Annotated in this window: 12 protein-coding genes; 9 read left to right on the top strand and 3 right to left on the bottom strand. The window is 72.4% G+C overall.

What is annotated here, in order from left to right; translation table 11 throughout:
• Positions 1–145: 145 nt before the first annotated feature.
• Together VGD70_RS19130 and VGD70_RS19125 are read right to left on the bottom strand one after the other, a co-directional pair.
• Positions 146–823: a response regulator transcription factor gene (locus VGD70_RS19130; RefSeq protein ID WP_331083149.1), complete on the bottom strand. Its 678-nt coding sequence runs from the start codon at positions 821–823 to the stop codon at positions 146–148.
• A gap of 135 nt (positions 824–958) precedes the next feature.
• Positions 959–1,270: a hypothetical protein gene (locus VGD70_RS19125; RefSeq protein ID WP_331083147.1), complete on the bottom strand. Its 312-nt coding sequence runs from the start codon at positions 1,268–1,270 to the stop codon at positions 959–961.
• A gap of 159 nt (positions 1,271–1,429) precedes the next feature.
• Here VGD70_RS19125 and VGD70_RS19120 point away from each other — a divergent pair, with 159 nt between their 5' ends.
• The 3 genes from VGD70_RS19120 to VGD70_RS19110 all read left to right on the top strand — a co-directional run bounded on the left by VGD70_RS19120 (position 1,430) and on the right by VGD70_RS19110 (position 6,616).
• Positions 1,430–2,857, top strand: coding sequence for a HAMP domain-containing sensor histidine kinase (locus VGD70_RS19120; protein ID WP_331083145.1), 1,428 nt, complete (start codon positions 1,430–1,432; stop codon positions 2,855–2,857).
• A gap of 260 nt (positions 2,858–3,117) precedes the next feature.
• Complete coding sequence (locus tag VGD70_RS19115; RefSeq protein WP_331083143.1) at positions 3,118–4,104, top strand: hypothetical protein; 987 nt, start codon at positions 3,118–3,120, stop codon at positions 4,102–4,104.
• A complete protein-coding gene (locus VGD70_RS19110; RefSeq protein ID WP_331083141.1) occupies positions 4,088–6,616 on the top strand; it encodes a heavy metal translocating P-type ATPase in 2,529 nt (842 codons plus the stop codon). The genes VGD70_RS19115 and VGD70_RS19110 overlap by 17 nt, the downstream gene beginning before the upstream one ends.
• 159 nt (positions 6,617–6,775) lie before the next feature.
• On the opposite strand, the gene VGD70_RS19105 is transcribed toward VGD70_RS19110, so the two are convergent.
• Positions 6,776–7,891, bottom strand: coding sequence for an SDR family oxidoreductase (locus VGD70_RS19105; RefSeq protein ID WP_331083139.1), 1,116 nt, complete (start codon positions 7,889–7,891; stop codon positions 6,776–6,778).
• A 346-nt stretch (positions 7,892–8,237) separates the two neighbouring features.
• Here VGD70_RS19105 and scoE point away from each other — a divergent pair, with 346 nt between their 5' ends.
• The 6 genes from scoE to VGD70_RS19075 all read left to right on the top strand — a co-directional run bounded on the left by scoE (position 8,238) and on the right by VGD70_RS19075 (position 16,976).
• Positions 8,238–9,116 (top strand): (3R)-3-[(carboxymethyl)amino]fatty acid oxygenase/decarboxylase, encoded by an 879-nt coding sequence (gene scoE / locus VGD70_RS19100; RefSeq protein ID WP_331083137.1) that lies wholly within the window; start codon positions 8,238–8,240, stop codon positions 9,114–9,116.
• A gap of 137 nt (positions 9,117–9,253) precedes the next feature.
• Complete coding sequence (locus VGD70_RS19095) at positions 9,254–9,505, top strand: phosphopantetheine-binding protein (protein ID WP_331083134.1); 252 nt, start codon at positions 9,254–9,256, stop codon at positions 9,503–9,505.
• Positions 9,498–13,340, top strand: a complete 3,843-nt coding sequence (locus VGD70_RS19090; protein WP_331083132.1) for an amino acid adenylation domain-containing protein — start codon at positions 9,498–9,500, stop codon at positions 13,338–13,340. Before VGD70_RS19095 ends, VGD70_RS19090 begins: the two co-directional genes overlap by 8 nt.
• Complete coding sequence (locus VGD70_RS19085) at positions 13,337–14,827, top strand: MFS transporter (RefSeq protein WP_331083129.1); 1,491 nt, start codon at positions 13,337–13,339, stop codon at positions 14,825–14,827. Before VGD70_RS19090 ends, VGD70_RS19085 begins: the two co-directional genes overlap by 4 nt.
• A complete protein-coding gene (locus tag VGD70_RS19080) occupies positions 14,824–15,852 on the top strand; it encodes an ABC transporter substrate-binding protein (protein WP_331083127.1) in 1,029 nt (342 codons plus the stop codon). The genes VGD70_RS19085 and VGD70_RS19080 overlap by 4 nt, the downstream gene beginning before the upstream one ends.
• A gap of 104 nt (positions 15,853–15,956) precedes the next feature.
• A complete protein-coding gene (locus VGD70_RS19075; protein ID WP_331083125.1) occupies positions 15,957–16,976 on the top strand; it encodes an iron ABC transporter permease in 1,020 nt (339 codons plus the stop codon).
• Positions 16,977–16,993 lie beyond the last annotated feature (17 nt).

Genomic DNA, 16,993 nt, shown 5'->3' with positions numbered 1-16,993 from the left:
GCCGACGACTGCCACAAGTTGACCGGTTGACTGTTTCCAACTCGTTTCATCAGGAACAGCTACGCGTTACCGAGCAGCCGCCCGTGTAACGGAATCGCCGGCCAACCGTGCGATCGGTGGCATGTGTGGACCGCTCCCGCCCGGCTCAGCCGCCGTCCTTGGCCAGCCGGTAGCCGACGCCGCGCACGGTCTCGAGGGCGGTGCGGTCGAAGGGCTTGTCGATCTTGTGTCGGAGGTAGCGGATGTACACGTCGACCACGTTGGAGTCGCCCTCGTAGTGGGCGTCCCACACGCCGTGCAGGATCTCGGTCCTCGTCAGCACCCGGCCGGCGTGCCGGAGCAGGAACTCCAGCAGCCCGAACTCGCGCGGGGTCAGCTCGATCGCCGTGAGCCCGCGGCTCACCCGGCGGGTGGCGGAGTCGAGGGTGAGGTCGCCGGCGGTCAGCACGGCCGGGCGCTGCGGCGCGGCGCGGCGGACCAGCGCGCGGAGCCGGGCCAGCAGCACCACGAACGAGAACGGCTTGACCAGGTAGTCGTCCGCGCCGAGGTCGAACGCGTCGGCCTGGTCGTACTCGCCGTCCTTGGCGGTCAGCATCAGCACCGGGGTCCACACGTCCCGCCGCCGCAGCTCGGCCAGCACCCGGTAGCCGGACAGCGCCGGCAGCGCGATGTCCAGCACGACCACGTCGTAGTGACCGGTACAGGCGGACTCCAGCCCGGACCTTCCGTCGCGCTCGACGCTCACTCCGACGTGCTCGGCGGCGAGCCCGCGTCGCACCGCCTCGGCGACGTCCGGGTCGTCCTCGACCAGCAGTACCCGCATACGGCCATCGTGCCCGTCGAAAATGAGGACACGCTGAGAGCGAGCTTGCGAGCGAGTCGGTATCACAGGGCAACCGTCGTGAGAGCGGGCCCGCCGCGAACTCGCGACGGGCCCGCCCGGGCAGCGTGCGGCTCGCTACTTGGCCGCCGGCTCGTCGGCGTGGTTGCCTTCGTCGCCGGTCGCCTCGTGCTGGACGTTGTCCTTGTCCGGACCGGTGGACTCACCGGCATCCGGGGCCTCGGCCTTCTCGGCCTTGTCCGGGGTGTCACCCGGCTCGGCCTTGTCCGGAGCGGCCGCCGGGGCGGGCGCCTGCTGCACGGCGGGGGCCGCCGGCACCCCCGGGGTGCTGGCCGGGGTGGACGCCGACGCGAACGCCGTACCGCCGACCACGCCACCGATCGCGACAGCGGCCGCGGCGGCGAGGACCATCTTCTTGCTTGTGTTCACTATCTCCTCCTGAGGTCATCCGGTGGCTCTCACCGGATGCCGCGAGCCTGCCCCCGACCCACTGGCACGACGGTGAGAGCGGATGAGAGGACGATGAGAACCGGCGAGAAACCGGCCACTCTCAGGCTCCGCACAGCGGCCGCGTCCTACGGTTGGCTCATGGGCATGCGGCACGGACCGGTCGGCTGGTGGCAGCGGCGCTCGCTGCGTGCCCGGCTGACCCTGGCCGCGACGCTGATCTTCGGCATCAGCGTGACCGCGCTCTCGGTGCTGATCCTGTTCGGTGTGCAGGGCTCCCTGCAGGCCTCGGTCGACGACGTGGCCCGGCAGCGTGCCCACGACGTCGCCATCCTCGCGGAGGGCGGCAAGGTCACCGGCCCGATCCCCAACACCGGCGAGGACATCAGCGCCGTGCAGATCCTGGACGCGGCCGGCAACGTGCTGGCCAGCGGGGCCGACCTGGTCGGCAACGAGCCGATGATGACCAACCCGCTGCCGGCCGTGTTGCTGACCGGTGGCGCCGTCACCCGCTCCGACCTGCCGATCGGCGACGGCACGGCCTACCGGGTGGTGACCGCGCCGACGACCATGGGCGGCCGGCCCGCCACGATCGTCGTGGCGGCCTCGCTCGCCCAGCAGGAACGCACGATGGCGGCCCTGCGCACGGGGCTCGCGCTCGGCATGTCCACGCTGGTCGGCGTGCTGGCCCTGACCACCTGGGTGCTCACCGCCAGGACCCTGCGGCCGGTCGACCGGCTCCGCGGCGAGGTCGACGACATCAGCGCGACCGACCTGCACCGCAGGCTCGCCCTGCCGCCCTCCGCCGACGAGGTCCACCGCCTGGCCACCACCCTGAACCGGATGCTGAGCCGGCTCGAGGCGGCGTCGAACGCCCAGCGCCGGTTCGTCGGCGACGCCGCGCACGAGCTGCGCAGCCCGCTGACCGCGATCACCGCCCAGGTGGACAACGCCATCCGGCATCCGGAGACCGCGCCGTGGACCGAGGTCGGGCCGGTGCTGATGTCCGGTCTGCGCCGGCTGGAGTCGTTGATGGACGACCTGCTCGCGCTGGCCCGCCTCGACGACCCCGACCAGTCCTTCCGCACCCAGCGCGACGTGGACCTCGACGACCTCGTGCACGCGGAGATAGCCCGCGCCCGGCAGGCCACGACCCGCACGATCGACGCGGCCGGCGTCGGCCCGGCCCGGGTCCGTGCCGACCCGAGGGAGCTGACCCGGGTGGTGCGCAACCTGCTCGACAACGCCGTCCGGCACGCCGGGCACCGCGTCGCCGTCCACCTCGGCGACGCCTACGGCGTGGTCGACTTCGTGGTGGCCGACGACGGCCCGGGCGTCCCCGCCGACCAGCGCGACCAGGTGTTCGACCGCTTCACCCGGCTCGACGAGGCCCGCGTGCGCGACTCCGGCGGCACGGGCCTGGGCCTGGCCATCGTGCGAGAGCTGACCCACGCGAACGGCGGGCGCGCGTGGATCCACGACCCACCACCCGACCGGGCGAGCACCTACCCCGGTGCGTGGGTGCACGTCCAGCTGCCGAGCGCCGCCCCGCCGTCGGACCGGAGCTGACCGGGCCGCGCGGAGTACGGCGCGGTCATCGTCCGGTCACCGCACACCCATTCCCCGGTCGAGCCGCGGTCGCCGGAACACTTTGTACGGGATAAATTCCCGGCCGGGACGTGACGGTTTACCGGTTTCTATATCTGCGCCATATTCTGCGTATACCCGCTTCCGCGCGCTATGGACCCGTATACCCCTCCCGCGTATCGTTCTGACAGTTCGTGTTCAGGCGATTTCCCATCTTTGTTTGTCCACAGGGGACGGTATTCATGAAGACGGTGACCAAGCTCGGGGCTTTCGTGCTCGCCCTGATACTGGTGTTCGCGAGCTCCTATGTGGTCGGTCGGGTGGTCGGCCCGGCACCCGCGCCGGCAGCGGCCGCGACGGCGGCGCCGGCCGAGGAGGAGGGCCCCGGCGGCCTGATGATCTCCCAGGAAAGCATGACGCTGAAGGTGCTCGACGACACCTTCCAGGCGGGCAAGCGGCAGACCCTCGCGTTCCAGGTCCAGGAACGGGACGGCAAGCCGCTGCTGCAGTACAAGACGCAGCACGACAAGCTGCTGCACCTGATCGTCGCGCGGCACGACCTGTCCAACTTCCAGCACGTCCACCCGAACCTGGGCGCCGACGGCACCTGGCGGATCCCGCTGACGTTCGCCGACGCCGGCGAGTACCGGATCTTCGCCGACTTCTTCCCGGCCTGGGGCATCCACCCCACCACGCTCGGCGCGGACATCTCGGTGGCCGGCGACTACCAGCCCAAGGCGCTGCCGGCACCGTCGAACACCGCGACCGTCGACGGCTACACCGTGACGCTGAGCGGAAAGCTCGTGCCCGGCAAGGTCAGCAAGCTCGCGCTGCGCGTGTCGAGGGCCGGCCGGCCGGTCACGGACCTCGAGCCCTACCTCGCCGCCTACGGCCACCTGGTGGCGTTGCGCGACGGGGACATGGCCTACCTGCACGTCCACCCGGACGGCATGCCCGGCGACGGGAAGACCAAGCCGGGCCCGGAGATCGATTTCTTCACGACCGTGCCCTCCTACGGCCCGTACCGGCTGTACCTGGACTTCCAGCACCAGGGTGTGGTGCGCACCGCCGAGTTCACGGTCGACGTCGGGGGCCCGAACCCGCCGCCGCACGGCCTGACCCCGGCGGAGTTCGAGAAGGCCAAGAAGATCAACCTCGCGGGCGGCAACAGCGCCGACGCGGGTGTCGGCGGCGGCACGGGAGGGGCGACGCATGGCCACGGCGGCTGACCGGGTCGAGCTGCTCATCGGCGGCATGACCTGCGCGTCGTGCGCGGCGCGGATCGAGAACCACCTCAACGAGCTCGACGGCGTGCACGCGACGGTCAACTACGCCACGGAGAAGGCCAGGGTCACCCACCCGGCAGCGGTGTCGGAGGCGGACGTGGTCGCCGCGATCGAGGAGCTCGGCTACACCGCGAAGCCGGTGCCGAAGCCGGTTCGGCCGGCGAGGACCGGTGAGCTGGAGATCGTCGTCGGCGGCATGACGTGTGCGTCGTGCGCGGCGCGGATCGAGAACCATCTCAACGAGCTCGACGGGGTCACCGCGAGCGTCAACTACGCCACGGAGAAGGCGAGGGTGTCGCACCCGCCCGCGGTGTCGGCGGCCGAGGTGGTCGCCGCGATCGAGGAGCTGGGCTACACGGCGGAGCTGCCGGCCGCGCCGGAGGCCGAGGAGTCCGAAGTGGACGACGCGGTGGCCGGGCACGACGCCGAGCTGCGCGCGGCCCGCGACCGGGTGCTCATCGTCGCCGTGCTCACGGTGCCGGTGATCGCGATGGCGATGGTCCCGCTGTTCCAGTTCGACTACTGGCAGTGGGCGTCGCTGGCGCTCGCCGGGCCCGTGGTCGTGTGGGGCGCGTTCCCGTTCCACAAGGCCGCGCTCGCGAACCTGCGCCACGGCGCGGCGACAATGGACACGCTGATCTCCGTCGGCACGAGCTCGGCGTTCCTCTGGTCGCTGTACACGCTGTTCCTCGGCGAGGCCGGCATGCCGGGCATGAAGCACCCGTTCCGCATCACGATCGAGCGAACGGCCGGCGAGGCCAACCTGTACCTCGAGGTGGCCGCCGGGGTGACCCTGTTCATCCTCTGTGGACGGTACTTCGAGGCGCGGGCCAAGCGCCGCTCCGGGGCGGCGCTGCGGGCCCTGTTGTCCTTGGGCGCCAAGGACGTCGCCGTGCTGCGCGGCGGGGTCGAGACGACGATCCCGGTCGCCGAGCTCGCGGTCGGCGACCGGTTCGTGGTGCGGCCGGGGGAGAAGGTGGCGACCGACGGGGTGGTCGAGGAAGGCTCCTCGGCGGTCGACGCGAGCATGCTCACCGGTGAGTCGGTACCGGTCGAGGCCGGGCCCGGCGACGAGGTCGTCGGGGCCACGGTCAACGTCGGCGGCCGGCTGGTCGTGCGGGCCACCCGGGTCGGCGCGGACACCCAGCTCGCCCAGATGGCCAAGCTCGTCGAGGACGCGCAGACCGGCAAGGCACAGATCCAGCGGCTGGCCGACCAGGTGTCCGCGGTGTTCGTGCCCGGCGTCATCGGGCTGTCGCTGGCCACGCTCGGCTACTGGTTCGGCACCGGCGCCCCGGCCGCGGCGGCGTTCACCGCGGCGGTCGCCGTGCTGATCGTCGCGTGCCCGTGCGCCCTGGGGCTGGCCACGCCGACCGCGTTGCTGGTCGGCACCGGCCGGGGCGCGCAGCTGGGCATCCTCATCAAGGGCCCGGAGGTGCTGGAGTCCACCCGCAAGGTCGACACCGTGGTGCTGGACAAGACCGGCACGGTCACCACCGGCGAGATGTCGCTCGTGGACGTCGTGCCGGCCGACGGGGTCACGGGCGACGAGCTGCTGCGGCTCGCCGGCGGCATCGAGGACGCCTCGGAGCACCCGATCGCGCGAGCCATCGCGGCCGGGGCGAAGGAGAGGGTCGGCGTCCTGCCGGTCGCGACAGACTTCGTCAACGAGGCCGGGCTCGGCGTGCGGGGCACCGTGGCCGGTCACGAGGTGGTCGTCGGCCGGGCCGACGCGGCGGAGCTGCCGGCCGAGCTGGTGGCGGCGCGGGCCGCGGCGGCCGCGGCCGGCCGGACGTCGGTCGTGGTCAGCTGGGACGGCGTGGCGCGCGGCCTGCTCGTCGTGTCCGACACGGTCAAGCCGACCAGCGTGGCGGCGGTCAGGCAGCTGCGGGCGCTCGGCCTCAGGCCGATCCTGCTGACCGGTGACAACGAGGCCGTGGCCAGGGCGGTCGCGGCGGAGGTGGGCATCACCGAGGTGATCGCCGAGGTGCTGCCGGCCGGCAAGGTCGAGCAGGTCAAGCGGCTGCAGGCCGAGGGCCGCGTGGTGGCCATGGTCGGCGACGGGGTCAACGACGCCGCCGCGCTCGCCCAGGCCGACCTCGGGCTCGCCATGGGCACCGGCACCGACGTCGCGATCGAGGCGGCGGACCTCACGCTGGTGCGTGGTGACCTGCGGGTGGTCGCGGACGCGATCCGCCTGTCGCGCCGCACGCTCGGCACGATCAGGTCCAACCTGTTCTGGGCGTTCGCCTACAACCTCGCCGCGATCCCGCTCGCGGCGAGCGGGTTGCTCAACCCCATGCTCGCCGGCCTGATCATGGCGGGCAGCTCGGTGTTCGTGGTGTCCAACAGCCTGCGCCTGCGCGCGTTCACGCCCCGGGCCGGCGGCGACCTCCCGAGCCGCGCCGGGCAGGTGAGCGCCGTCGAGCCGAGAGCGATGGTGACCGCCTCCTGATCGTCCACCGCATGGGCGGTGTGGCCGCGACGCCGGCCACACCGCCCACGCAGGTCCACCGTGGCCATTCCACCGTGGCCATTTCCATCGTGGCCATCGTCCACGCCTCCCACGCCTGGCCGATGCGCGAGCACCAGCGGCGCGGGGGCGGTGAGCCGGTCACGCCGCCGCGGCGAGCCCCCGGCCCCAGCCGGTCGACAGGTCCGCGGCGACGACGTCCCGCAGGTAGGCCCGATCGATCGCCGCGGGCGGCGCGACCTCGACGCCGTGGCGGCGCAGCGCGGCGTCGTCGAAGCGCCTGCGGTGGTGCAGGTACGGCAGGAACCCGGCCGCGCGCTCGTAGAAGGCACGCTCGGCGCGGGTCGGCTCGGCCGGCTCCGTGGGGGTCATCCGCAGCCGCACCCGCCGGACGTCCTCGATGGCCTGGAAGATCGTGCGCACCGGGGTGTCGGTGGGATGTACCACGTGGACGGTGTGCGTGCCGGGGCCGGTGACCCGCTCGCCGAGGCGCAGCATGGTCCGCGCCGCCCACCCGGCCTGGAGCAGGTTGAGGAACGCGCGGGGCTCGGCGAAGATCCGCAGCAGCAGCCGGGAGGACCGGGCCGGAGCCTGCGCGACGATGCCCGCGATGGTCCTGCCCAGCACGCGCAGCGGGTGCTCCGGCAGCGCGTCGGCCGGGAGTGGGCCGGGGACCAGGATGCCCGGCCGGACGATCAGCGCGCCGCGGCCGTGCCGGTTGGCCCAGCGCCGGACCAGGCCCTCCGTCATGTGCTTGGCGCGCTCGGCGGAGCTCTCGAACTCGGCCACCTCGGCGCTGTGCTGCTCGAGGAACGTGCCCGTCCGCGTCCGCCCGGCGACGAACGCGGTGCTGACATGGCGCAGCGGCGCGGCCGGGTGCAGGCGCGCGGCGAACCGGAGCACGTTCTCGGTGCCGCTCACCGTGGTGGGCCACACATCCGTGTCGTGTCCACTTGGGACGACCGACGTGGGGACGTGCCACAGCTCGGTGGCCCGCGCCGCGAGCGCGCGTTCCTGGAGGGGGGACAGCCCGAGCGAGTGGTGCGTGGTGTTCACGTCGACCACCGCCAGCAGGTCGCGCAGCCGGGCCGGCAGCCTGCCGATCGCCCCGTCCGCGGCGAGAAATCGTTCGACTCGTTCCCGGGCGGGGACGTCGTCCGGGTCGGCCAGCACGGTGACGTGCCGGCCGGCGAGCAGGTGCTCCCGGACGAGGTGGAGACCGAGAAATCCGGCGCCGCCCGTCATCAACAACGTCATGTGCAGCCTCTCGGCAAGGTGTTGGGAACGCAGGGATTCGCCACGGCAAGGATAACCCCTCCGGCCGCGTACCCCGGTAATCACGCGGTCAGTGCGGGGTAGGTATCCGGTAATTCCCAGGGGTTTCGCCGAAAGTCGTGGAATCGGGGGAACCGGAGCCGCGCTGATCACGACTACTGTCCCGAGACCGCAGTGAAGATGTGTGGACGACGATGTGAGTTTTTCATGCGGTCTCCGTGCAGGACGTCACCCGGAAGTGAGTAAGGGGAATGGGCGATCGTAGGAACCCAGCAGGACGGAACAGTCCATCTTTAATCGCTCCCAACCATCATTTAGAGGACTTCTCATGAAAATTTCCCCACAGGTCGGCAAGAAGTTCGGCGTCATCGTCGAGGGCTTCGACGCCGAGACCGCTTCGGCGGAGGACATCGCGGAGCTGAAGAAGACCGTCTACACCAACAAGATCGCCGTGCTGAAGAACCAGGGCCTGGACCCGGCGCAGTTCCTCGCGCTGGGCAGGCGGATGGGTGAGGTGGCCGAGTACTACGAGCCGGTCTACCACCACCCGCAGGTCAAGGAGGTGTTCGTCTCCTCCAACGTGAAGGAGGACGACGGCCGGCAGGTCGGTGTGCCCAAGACAGGGAAGTTCTGGCACTCCGACTACCAGTTCATGCCCCGGCCCTTCGACCTCACGCTGATCTACCCGCAGGTGGTGCCGTCGCAGAACCGCGGCACGTTCTTCATCAACATGGCCGACGCCTACGAGAAGCTGTCGGAGGACCTGAAGCTGGCGGTGAAGGCCACCACGGCGACGCACAGCGTGCTGCGGTACTTCAAGATCCGGCCCACCGACGTCTACCGGCCGATCTCGGAGATCATCAACGAGGTCAACGGGAAGACCCCGCCGGTGACCGGCGCCACCGCCGTCACGCACCCGTTCACGGGCGAGACCATCCTCTACGTCAGCGAGGGTTTCACCGTGTCCGTCCAGGACGGCGACGGCAACGACCGGGCGGACCTGCTGGCGGAGCTGCTCGAGGCGGTGGGCCAGCTCGACCGGACCTACGAGCACGAGAACATCCACCTGCAGACGTTCGAGAAGGGCGACATGCTGGTGTGGGACAACCGCACGCTCGTCCACCGGGCGCTGCACACGGCCACCCCGGAGCCGGCGGTGTCCTATCGGGTCACGGTCTACGACAACGACACCGACGTCGTGGCGTAGGAGTCAAGTCAGGCGCAGGCAGAACTCCAGACTGCTGCGGAAACCTCAGGTCGTGGGAACGGTTCCCGGCGGGTCGGCTTCGGCCGCACCCGCCGGATCCGTGATATCTCGGCTCACGACCCAGGGGTGAGGCAGTCATGGCAGAGCGGTTGACTCCGGCGGCCATTCGCGCGGACGTCGCGGAGTTGCTCCATCGGAACCCGGACGAGGGCTCCGACCCGGAGAACCTGTTCGAGTGCGGGCTGGACTCGATCCGCCTGCTGACCCTGCTGGAGCGGTGGCGCGAGGCGGGGATGGAGATCAGCTTCGTCGAGCTGGCCGAGCGGCCGACCCTGGCGAGCTGGGTGAGCCTGCTGATGTCGCGGCAGCCGGCGGCCCTGGATGCCTGACAGCGAGCGCCTGCCGCGGCTCGCGCTGACCGCCGCGCAGGAGGGCACCTGGACCGGGCAGCAGTTCGACCCGGACAGTCCCGCCTTCAACACCGCCGAGTACGTGGAGATCCACGGGCCGGTGGACGTGCGGCTGTTCGAGACCGCGGTGCGCACGGCCGTCGGCGAGACCGACGCGCTCACCGTGCGGTTCGGCACCGACGCCGACGAGCGGCCGTGGCAGGAGCTCGCCGTCTGTCCCGAGTGGACGATGTACCTGGCCGACGTGCGCGCCGAGCCGGACCCGGTGGCCGCCGCGGTGGCCTGGATGCGCGCGGACCTGGCCGAGCCCGTCGACCTGCGGCGCGGCCCGGTGTTCGGGCAGGCGCTGTTCCGGGCCGGACCCGAGCACTTCCTGTGGTACCAGCGGGTGCACCACATCGCGCTCGACGGGTACGGCCTGTCCCTCGTCGCCCGGCGGGTGGCCGAGGTCTACACCGCCCTGGTGGCGGGCCGGGAACCGCCCGAGCGCGGCTTCGGCGCGCTGCGGGACGTCGTCGACGAGAGTCTGTCCTATCAGGACTCGGCGCGGTTCGCGGCGGACCGCGACTACTGGCTGGCCAAGGCCGACGGCCGGGCGGCGCCGGTGGTGCTCGCGAGCAGGTCCGGGTCCCCGGCGCGCTCCGTGGTGCGGGAGAGCGTCGACCTCGGCGCAGCGGACGTCGATGCGCTCAAGGATGTCGCGAGCCAGGCGGGTGCGATGTGGAGCGAGGTGCTCACCGCCACGTTCGCCGCCTACCTGCACCGGATGACGGGCGCCGCCGAGCTCGTGCTGGCGCTGCCGGTGATGGCACGCCTCGGCTCGGTGTCGCTGCGGGTGCCGTGCATGGTGACCAACGTCGTGCCGCTGTGGGTCCGGGTCGACCCCGGCGCGAGCCTCGTCGACCTCACCATCCAGGTCTCGGCCGAGCTGGCGGCCGGCCGGCCGCACCTGCGCTACCGGTACGAGCAGCTGCGCCGCGACCTGAAGCTGGTCGCGAGCGAGCGCAAGCTGTTCGGCCCGTCGGTCAACATCATGCCGTTCGACTACGGCCTGCGCTTCGCCGGACATCGCGGCGTGGTGCGCAACGTCGGCGCCGGGCTGGTCGAGGACCTGGTGCTGCACGTGTACGACCGGGCGGACGGCAGCGGCCTGCGGGTCGTCGTGGACGCCAACCCGGGCTGCTACACGCAGGAGGAGGTCGCCACCCACCTGCGCCGGTTCCTGACCTTCCTCCGCCGCGCCACCGCCGCGCCGGCCGGTCCCGTCGCGGAGCTCGACCTGCTGCTGGCCGGCGAGCGGCGGCTGCTGCTCGAGGAGTGGAACGACACCGCCCGCGACGTGCCGCCGGTGACCGTGCCGGACCTGTTCGAGGCGCAGGCAGCCAGCACCCCCGGGCGGACCGCGCTCGTCGCCGCCGGTGGCACCCTCACCTTCGCCGAGCTCAACCGGCGGGCGAACCGGCTGGCCCGGCTCCTCGTCGAAGACGGCGCCGCGCCGGAGCTGTACGTCGGGCTGCTGCTGCCGCGCACCGCCGACGCGATCGTGGCCCTGCTCGCGGTGCTCAAGGCCGGCGCGGGCTACGTGCCGATCGACCCCGACTACCCGGCCCGGCGGGTCGAGCTGATGGTCGCCGACAGCGCGCCGGTCGTGCTGCTCACCACCCGGGCGTTGCGCGCGACGGCCGAGTCCGCCGCCGGGACCGGCACGGTGCGGGTCGTCGTGCTCGACGAGCCCGCCACCGCGACCCGCCTCGGCGGGCTGTCGGACCGGGACCTCACCGACGGCGAGCGGCCCGCGCCGCTCACGCCGCACAACCCGGGCTGCCTCATCTACACCTCCGGCTCCACCGGGACGCCCAAGGGCGTGGTGATCGAGCACAGTGGACTGGTCAACCTGTTCCACCACCACCGCGACGTGCTGGTCCGGCCGGCCGCCGGCCGCGGGGTCATCCGCGCCGCGCTGTCCGCGTCGCTGTCATTCGACACGTCGTGGGAGGGCCTGCTCTGGCTGCTGGACGGCCACGAGCTGCACTTCATCGACGAGGACCGGCGCCGCGAGCCCGAGGCGATGCTGGCCTACGTCGTCGAGCAGCGCATCGACTTCCTCGACATCACGCCGACCTACGCCGAGGAGCTCGTGGCGGCCGGCCTGCTGGCCGAGGGCCGGCACCGGCCCGCGGTGCTCGCGCTCGGCGGCGAGGCCACCGGCCCCGCGCTGTGGACCACGCTGCGCGGCGTGCCGGAGATCGCGACCTACAACCTGTACGGCCCCACCGAGTGCACTGTGGACACGCTGCACTGCAGGCTGGCCGAGAGCCCGGACCCGATCGTGGGCCGCCCGCTCGCCAACACCAGGGCCTACGTGCTCGACGCCGGGCGCCGGCTGGTGCCACCCGGCGTCGTCGGCGAGCTGTACCTCAGTGGCACGCCGCTGGCCCGCGGCTACCACAACCGGCCCGACCTCACGGCGGAGCGGTTCGTCGACGACCCGTTCGGGCCGCCCGGCACCCGCATGTACCGCACGGGGGACCTCGCGCGGTGGCGCGCGGACGGCACGCTGGAGTTCCTCGGCCGCGCGGACGACCAGGTCAAGATCCGCGGCTACCGCATCGAGCTGGGTGAGATCGAGAGTGTCCTCTCCGGACACCCGGCCGTCGCGCAGACGGCCGTGGTGGCCCGCGAGGACACCGCCGGCCGGCGGCGGCTCGTCGGCTACGTCGTCCCGGCCGGTGGGGCCGCACCGGAACCCGCGGCACTGCGCCAGTTCCTCGCCGAGCGGCTGCCGGACTACCTGGTGCCGCCCGCGTTCGTGGCGATGGACCGGCTGCCGCGCACCACCAACGGCAAGCTCGACCGCGAGGCGCTGCCCGCACCCGACCGCGGCGCCACGGCCGCCGGCCGCGCGCCCCGCGACCATCGCGAGACGCTCCTGTGTGGACTGTTCGCGGAGCTGCTCGGGCTCGAGCGGGTCGACCTCGACGACGACTTCTTCTCCCTCGGTGGCCACTCGCTGCTCGTCGGCCGGCTCGTCGGGCGGATCCGCGCCGAGCTCGGCGTGCGCATCGGCATCCGCACGGTGTTCGAGGCGCCGACGGTGGCGAAGCTGGCGGCCAAGCTCGGCACCGGCGTCGCCGGCGCAGCCGACCCGCTGCTTCCGTTGCGTACCACGGGAAGCCGGCCGCCGCTGTTCTGCGTCGCCGCCGCCGCCGGGCTCGCGTGGTCCTACGCCGGGCTGCTCGCGCACCTGCCGGACCAGCCGGTGTACGGGCTGCAGACGGTGGCGCGGTCGGCGAGCGTGGCCGAGCTTGCCGCCGGTCACCTGCGGCGGATCCGGGAGCTCCAGCCCGCGGGCCCGTACCACCTGCTGGGCTGGTCGTTCGGCGGTCTCGTCGCGCACGAGCTGGCGGCCCAGCTGCAGGAGCAGGGCCAGCCGGTGGCGCTCGTCGCGCTGCTCGACTCCTACCCGTTCCCGGCGGCCTGGCGCGACCGCCCGCCGCCGACGGAGGACGAGTTCGTCACCGAGGTCCTCGGTGCGTCCGGCGAGCACGCCGAGCTGTACGAGGTGTTCCTGCACAACTCGAGCCTCGGCGCCGGGTGGACGCCTCGGACGGTCACCGGCGACGTGCTCCTGTTCGAGGCGACCGCGGGCAAGACCCCGGACTGGCCGGGGCCGGCGACCTGGGCGTCGCATGTGGACGGACAGGTGCGTGTACACCGGGTCGCCGGGACCCACCACGGCATGACCGGCGCGGCCGCGCTCGCCCACGTCGGCGCCGTGCTGGCCGAGCGCACCGGCCTGCGGAGGGCGTCGTGATCGGTCGCCGCGAGTGGCTCGGCCTCGGCACCGTGCTGGCCGCCACCTTCATGACCCAGGTCGACGGCTTCATCGTCAACGTGGCGAGCCCGTCGATCCAGCTCGACCTCGGCGCCGGCTTCGACCAGATCCAGTTCGTCGGCGCCGCCTACGTGGTCGCGTTCGGCGCGCTGCTGATCACCGGCGCCCGGCTCGGCGACCGGGTGGGGCACCGGACCGTGTTCCTCTACGGCGTCGCCGGCTTCACCCTCACCTCGCTGCTGTGCGGGCTCGCGCCGAGCGCGGAGCTGCTCATCCTGGCCCGGTTCCTGCAGGGCGCGACGGCCGCGTTCATGGCCCCGCAGGTCCTGTCGATCATCCGGGCCGCCGTGCCCGACACCGACCAGCGGGCGAAGGCCGTCGGGGTGTACGGCGTGGTGATCGGCCTCGGCGTGATCAGCGGGATCGCCGGCGGCGGGATCCTCGTCGACCTGGACCTCGCCGGGCTCGGCTGGCGGCCCGTGCTGCTGGTGAACGTGCCGATCGGGCTGGCGATCCTGCTGCTCGGCCGGTTACTGCCGGCCGGCGCGGCGAGCCCGGCGAGCCGGCTCGACCTCGCCGGCGCCGCGCTCACCACGGTCGGGCTGCCGGCCCTGCTGGTCCCGCTCATCTTCGGCCCGGGCGGCGCCTGGTGGCTCTGGCTCGGCCTGCCGGTCGCGCTCGCGGTGTTCGCCGGGCTCGCGGCACAGCAGCACCGGCTGCTCGCCCGCGGCGGCGCCCCGCTGTTCCCGCCGCGGGTGCTGACCGCGCGTGGCATGCGGCTGAGCCTGCTGACCGTGCTGTCGCTGTTCGCCACGAACTCCGGGCTGTTCCTGGTGTTCACCTACTACCTGCAGACGGGCCTCGGCATCGAGCCGCTGCTGGCCGGCCTGATGTTCGTGCCGCTCGGGTTCGGCTTCTCCGTCGCGTCGGCGGCCAACCGGTGGCTCACCAGCCGCGTCCGCGTGCCCATCCCCGTCGTCGGCTGCGCCACGGTCGCCGGTGTCCTGCTCGCGGGGGCGGCGATCACGCGGGCGCCGGAGTCCGCGCAGCCTGCCCTGCTCGCGGTGATGATCGGCCTCGCCGGCCTCGGGCAGGGGATGGTCGTCCCGCCGCTGGTGGCCGGGATCCTCAGCCGGGTCGAGCCGGCCGACGCGGGCGCCGCGTCCGGCATGGCCGCGACGGTCACCCAGCTCGGCCTCGCGCTCGGCGTCGCGGTCACCGGCGGCTGGTACCGCACGGTGCTCGGCGCCACGCCGGGCGATCCCGGCGTGCCGTTCGACGAGCACAGAACGGCGTTCGCGGCCGCGGCGGTGCTGCTGGCCGTGCTCGCCACCGGCACCAGCCTGCTGGGCGCCCGGCTGCACCGGCTGCCGGCCGAGCCGGCCCCAGCTCCCAGGACCGAACCGAAACCCATGGCGGTGTCCATGTCGGCTGCCGCCCCGACCCCCCGGAGGAGCCCCCGATGAAGATCAAGCGGACTGTCCTGGTGGCTGTAGGCGCCTTGTGTCTCGCCACGACGGCGGCGTGCGCCACGCCGACCACCGCCGCCGAGCCCGATGCCAGGGCGGGCACCGGCTACCCGGTGACGATCACCAACTGCGGCAAGGACTACACGTTCACGAAGGCGCCGAGCCGGGTGGTCGTGATGAACGGCGGCTCGGTCGCCGAGGTCTCGGCCCTGCTCGAGCTGGGCCTGGGCGACAAGATCGTCGCCAACGCGCAGTCCTACGGGGACTCCGAGGTGCCGGGCCGGGTCGACGCGATCAAGAAGCTGCCCACCGGGGACATCAAGCTCAACGACATGATGGACATCCCGCGCGAGGCGATGATCGGCCTGGCCCCGGACTTCGTGATCTCCACCTACGACGGCGGGTTCCGCGCCGAGGCCGGCTTCGCCACCCGCGAGGACCTGGCCCAGATCGGCGCCAACACCTACGCGCCGCAGAGCGCGTGCGGCGAGGTCGGCACGGTGAGCCACAAGCCGACCATCGAGGACAGCTACGCGATGCTGCGTGACCTCGGCAAGATCTTCGGGGTCGGCGATAAGGCCGAGAAGATCATCGCCACCTCGAAGGACCGGATCGCCGCCGTGGAGAAGAAGGTCGCCGGCGCACCGGAGCAGAAGGCGATGCTGATCATCCCCGGCATGGCGATGGGCGGGGAGTTCAGCTCCGTGGGTGGCAACGGGATCTGGAACGACATCATGGCGAAGGCCGGTGTGGTCAACACGTTCGCCGGCGCGACCAAGGACATGTTCGCCAGCCTGAGCAAGGAGCAGGTGGCCAAGGCCGACGTGGAGGCGCTGATCGTGGTGAACTACCAGTCGCCGGACTCCGACGCCGACGCGAAGGCGTTGTTCAAGGAGTTCCCGCAGTGGGACGCGGCCAAGAACAACCGCTACGTCGTGCTGTCCGACTCGATCTACCTCGGCCCGAGCAACCACGTCGCCGTCGAGGACATCGCCAAGGCCTTCCACCCCGACGTGTTCTGATGACGACCACACCAACACCGACCGGCACGCGAACCGCGTCCCGGCCGCGTCCGCTCGCCCGAGCGGACCGGTCGGGGGCCCGGTCGGGGGCGCGGTCGGCGCCGTTGCACGCGGTACCGCTGCCGCTGTGCCTGGTCGTGCTCGGCGCGGTCCTGGTGGTCGTGATCCTCGCGGCGGCCGCGATCGGCTCGGTGTCGGTGTCCCTCGGCGACAGCTGGCAGGTCGTGCGGGCGCACGTGTTCGGCGGCACGGTGGACCCGGCCTACGACCAGATCGTGTGGAACTTCCGGATCCCGCGGGTGCTGCTGGCCGCACTGTGCGGGGCGGGGCTGGCGGTGACCGGGGTGGTGCTCCAGGCCCTGGTGAGCAACCCGCTGGCGGACCCGTTCATCCTCGGGGTGTCGGCGGGCGGCTCGGTCGGCGCGGTCGCGGTGATGGCGCTGGGCGCGGGTGCGCTCGGCGGCCTCGGCGTGTCCGCCGCGGCGTTCGCTGGGGCCATGCTCGCGGTGGCACTGGTGTTCCTGCTCGGGCAGCAGCGCGGCAAGCTCAACCCGGTGCGCCTGGTGCTCGCCGGGGTCGCGGTCAGCTACGTGTTCACCTCGATCACGAGCTTCCTGCAGCTGCAGACCGAGCCGAACAACATGCGCCAGATCATGTTCTGGCTCCTCGGCAGTGTCGCGGGAGCGCACTGGGACCAGCTCCAGGTCGCCGGGGTCGTGGTGGTCGCGTCGACGGTGCTGCTGAGCCTGTCCGGCCGCCAGCTCAACGCGCTGGTCACCGGCGACGAGTCGGCGACCGCGCTCGGCATCGACGTCAAACGGCTGCGGCTGGTCCTGATCGTGCTGACCTCGCTGGTGGCCGGCGTGCTCATCGGGGTCGCGGGCGGGATCGGCTTCGTGGGCCTGATGGTGCCGCACCTGGTGCGGCTGGCCTTCGGTGTCGACCACCGCCGGCTGCTGCCGCTGGCCGCCGTGGTCGGCGCGATCTACCTGGTGGTCGTCGACCTGCTGTCGCGGACCGTCGACCCGCCCAACGAGCTCCCGCTCAACATCCTGACCGCCCTGTTCGGCGCGCCGTTGTTCATCTGGCTGATGCGCCGGGATCGGAGCCTGGCCCACTCATGAGACTTCAGGTGCAGCGG

It is taken from the genome of Actinophytocola sp., assembly GCF_036402745.1.
Classification (GTDB): domain Bacteria; phylum Actinomycetota; class Actinomycetes; order Mycobacteriales; family Pseudonocardiaceae; genus Actinophytocola.
Note: the sequence above shows the minus strand (reverse complement) of the source record. Positions and strands in the feature narration are given on the sequence as shown.

What these genes read in the sequence shown, in the direction of transcription:
- VGD70_RS19095 (WP_331083134.1), top strand. Translation starts at nt 9,254, where the DNA reads ATGGCAGAGCGGTTGACTCCGGCGGCCATTCGCGCGGACGTCGCGGAG.
- VGD70_RS19120 (WP_331083145.1), top strand. Translation starts at nt 1,430, where the DNA reads ATGGGCATGCGGCACGGACCGGTCGGCTGGTGGCAGCGGCGCTCGCTG.
- VGD70_RS19105 (WP_331083139.1), bottom strand. Translation starts at nt 7,891, where the DNA reads ATGACGTTGTTGATGACGGGCGGCGCCGGATTTCTCGGTCTCCACCTC.
- VGD70_RS19080 (WP_331083127.1), top strand. Translation starts at nt 14,824, where the DNA reads ATGAAGATCAAGCGGACTGTCCTGGTGGCTGTAGGCGCCTTGTGTCTC.
- VGD70_RS19130 (WP_331083149.1), bottom strand. Translation starts at nt 823, where the DNA reads ATGCGGGTACTGCTGGTCGAGGACGACCCGGACGTCGCCGAGGCGGTG.
- scoE (WP_331083137.1), top strand. Translation starts at nt 8,238, where the DNA reads ATGAAAATTTCCCCACAGGTCGGCAAGAAGTTCGGCGTCATCGTCGAG.
- VGD70_RS19090 (WP_331083132.1), top strand. Translation starts at nt 9,498, where the DNA reads ATGCCTGACAGCGAGCGCCTGCCGCGGCTCGCGCTGACCGCCGCGCAG.
- VGD70_RS19115 (WP_331083143.1), top strand. Translation starts at nt 3,118, where the DNA reads ATGAAGACGGTGACCAAGCTCGGGGCTTTCGTGCTCGCCCTGATACTG.
- VGD70_RS19110 (WP_331083141.1), top strand. Translation starts at nt 4,088, where the DNA reads ATGGCCACGGCGGCTGACCGGGTCGAGCTGCTCATCGGCGGCATGACC.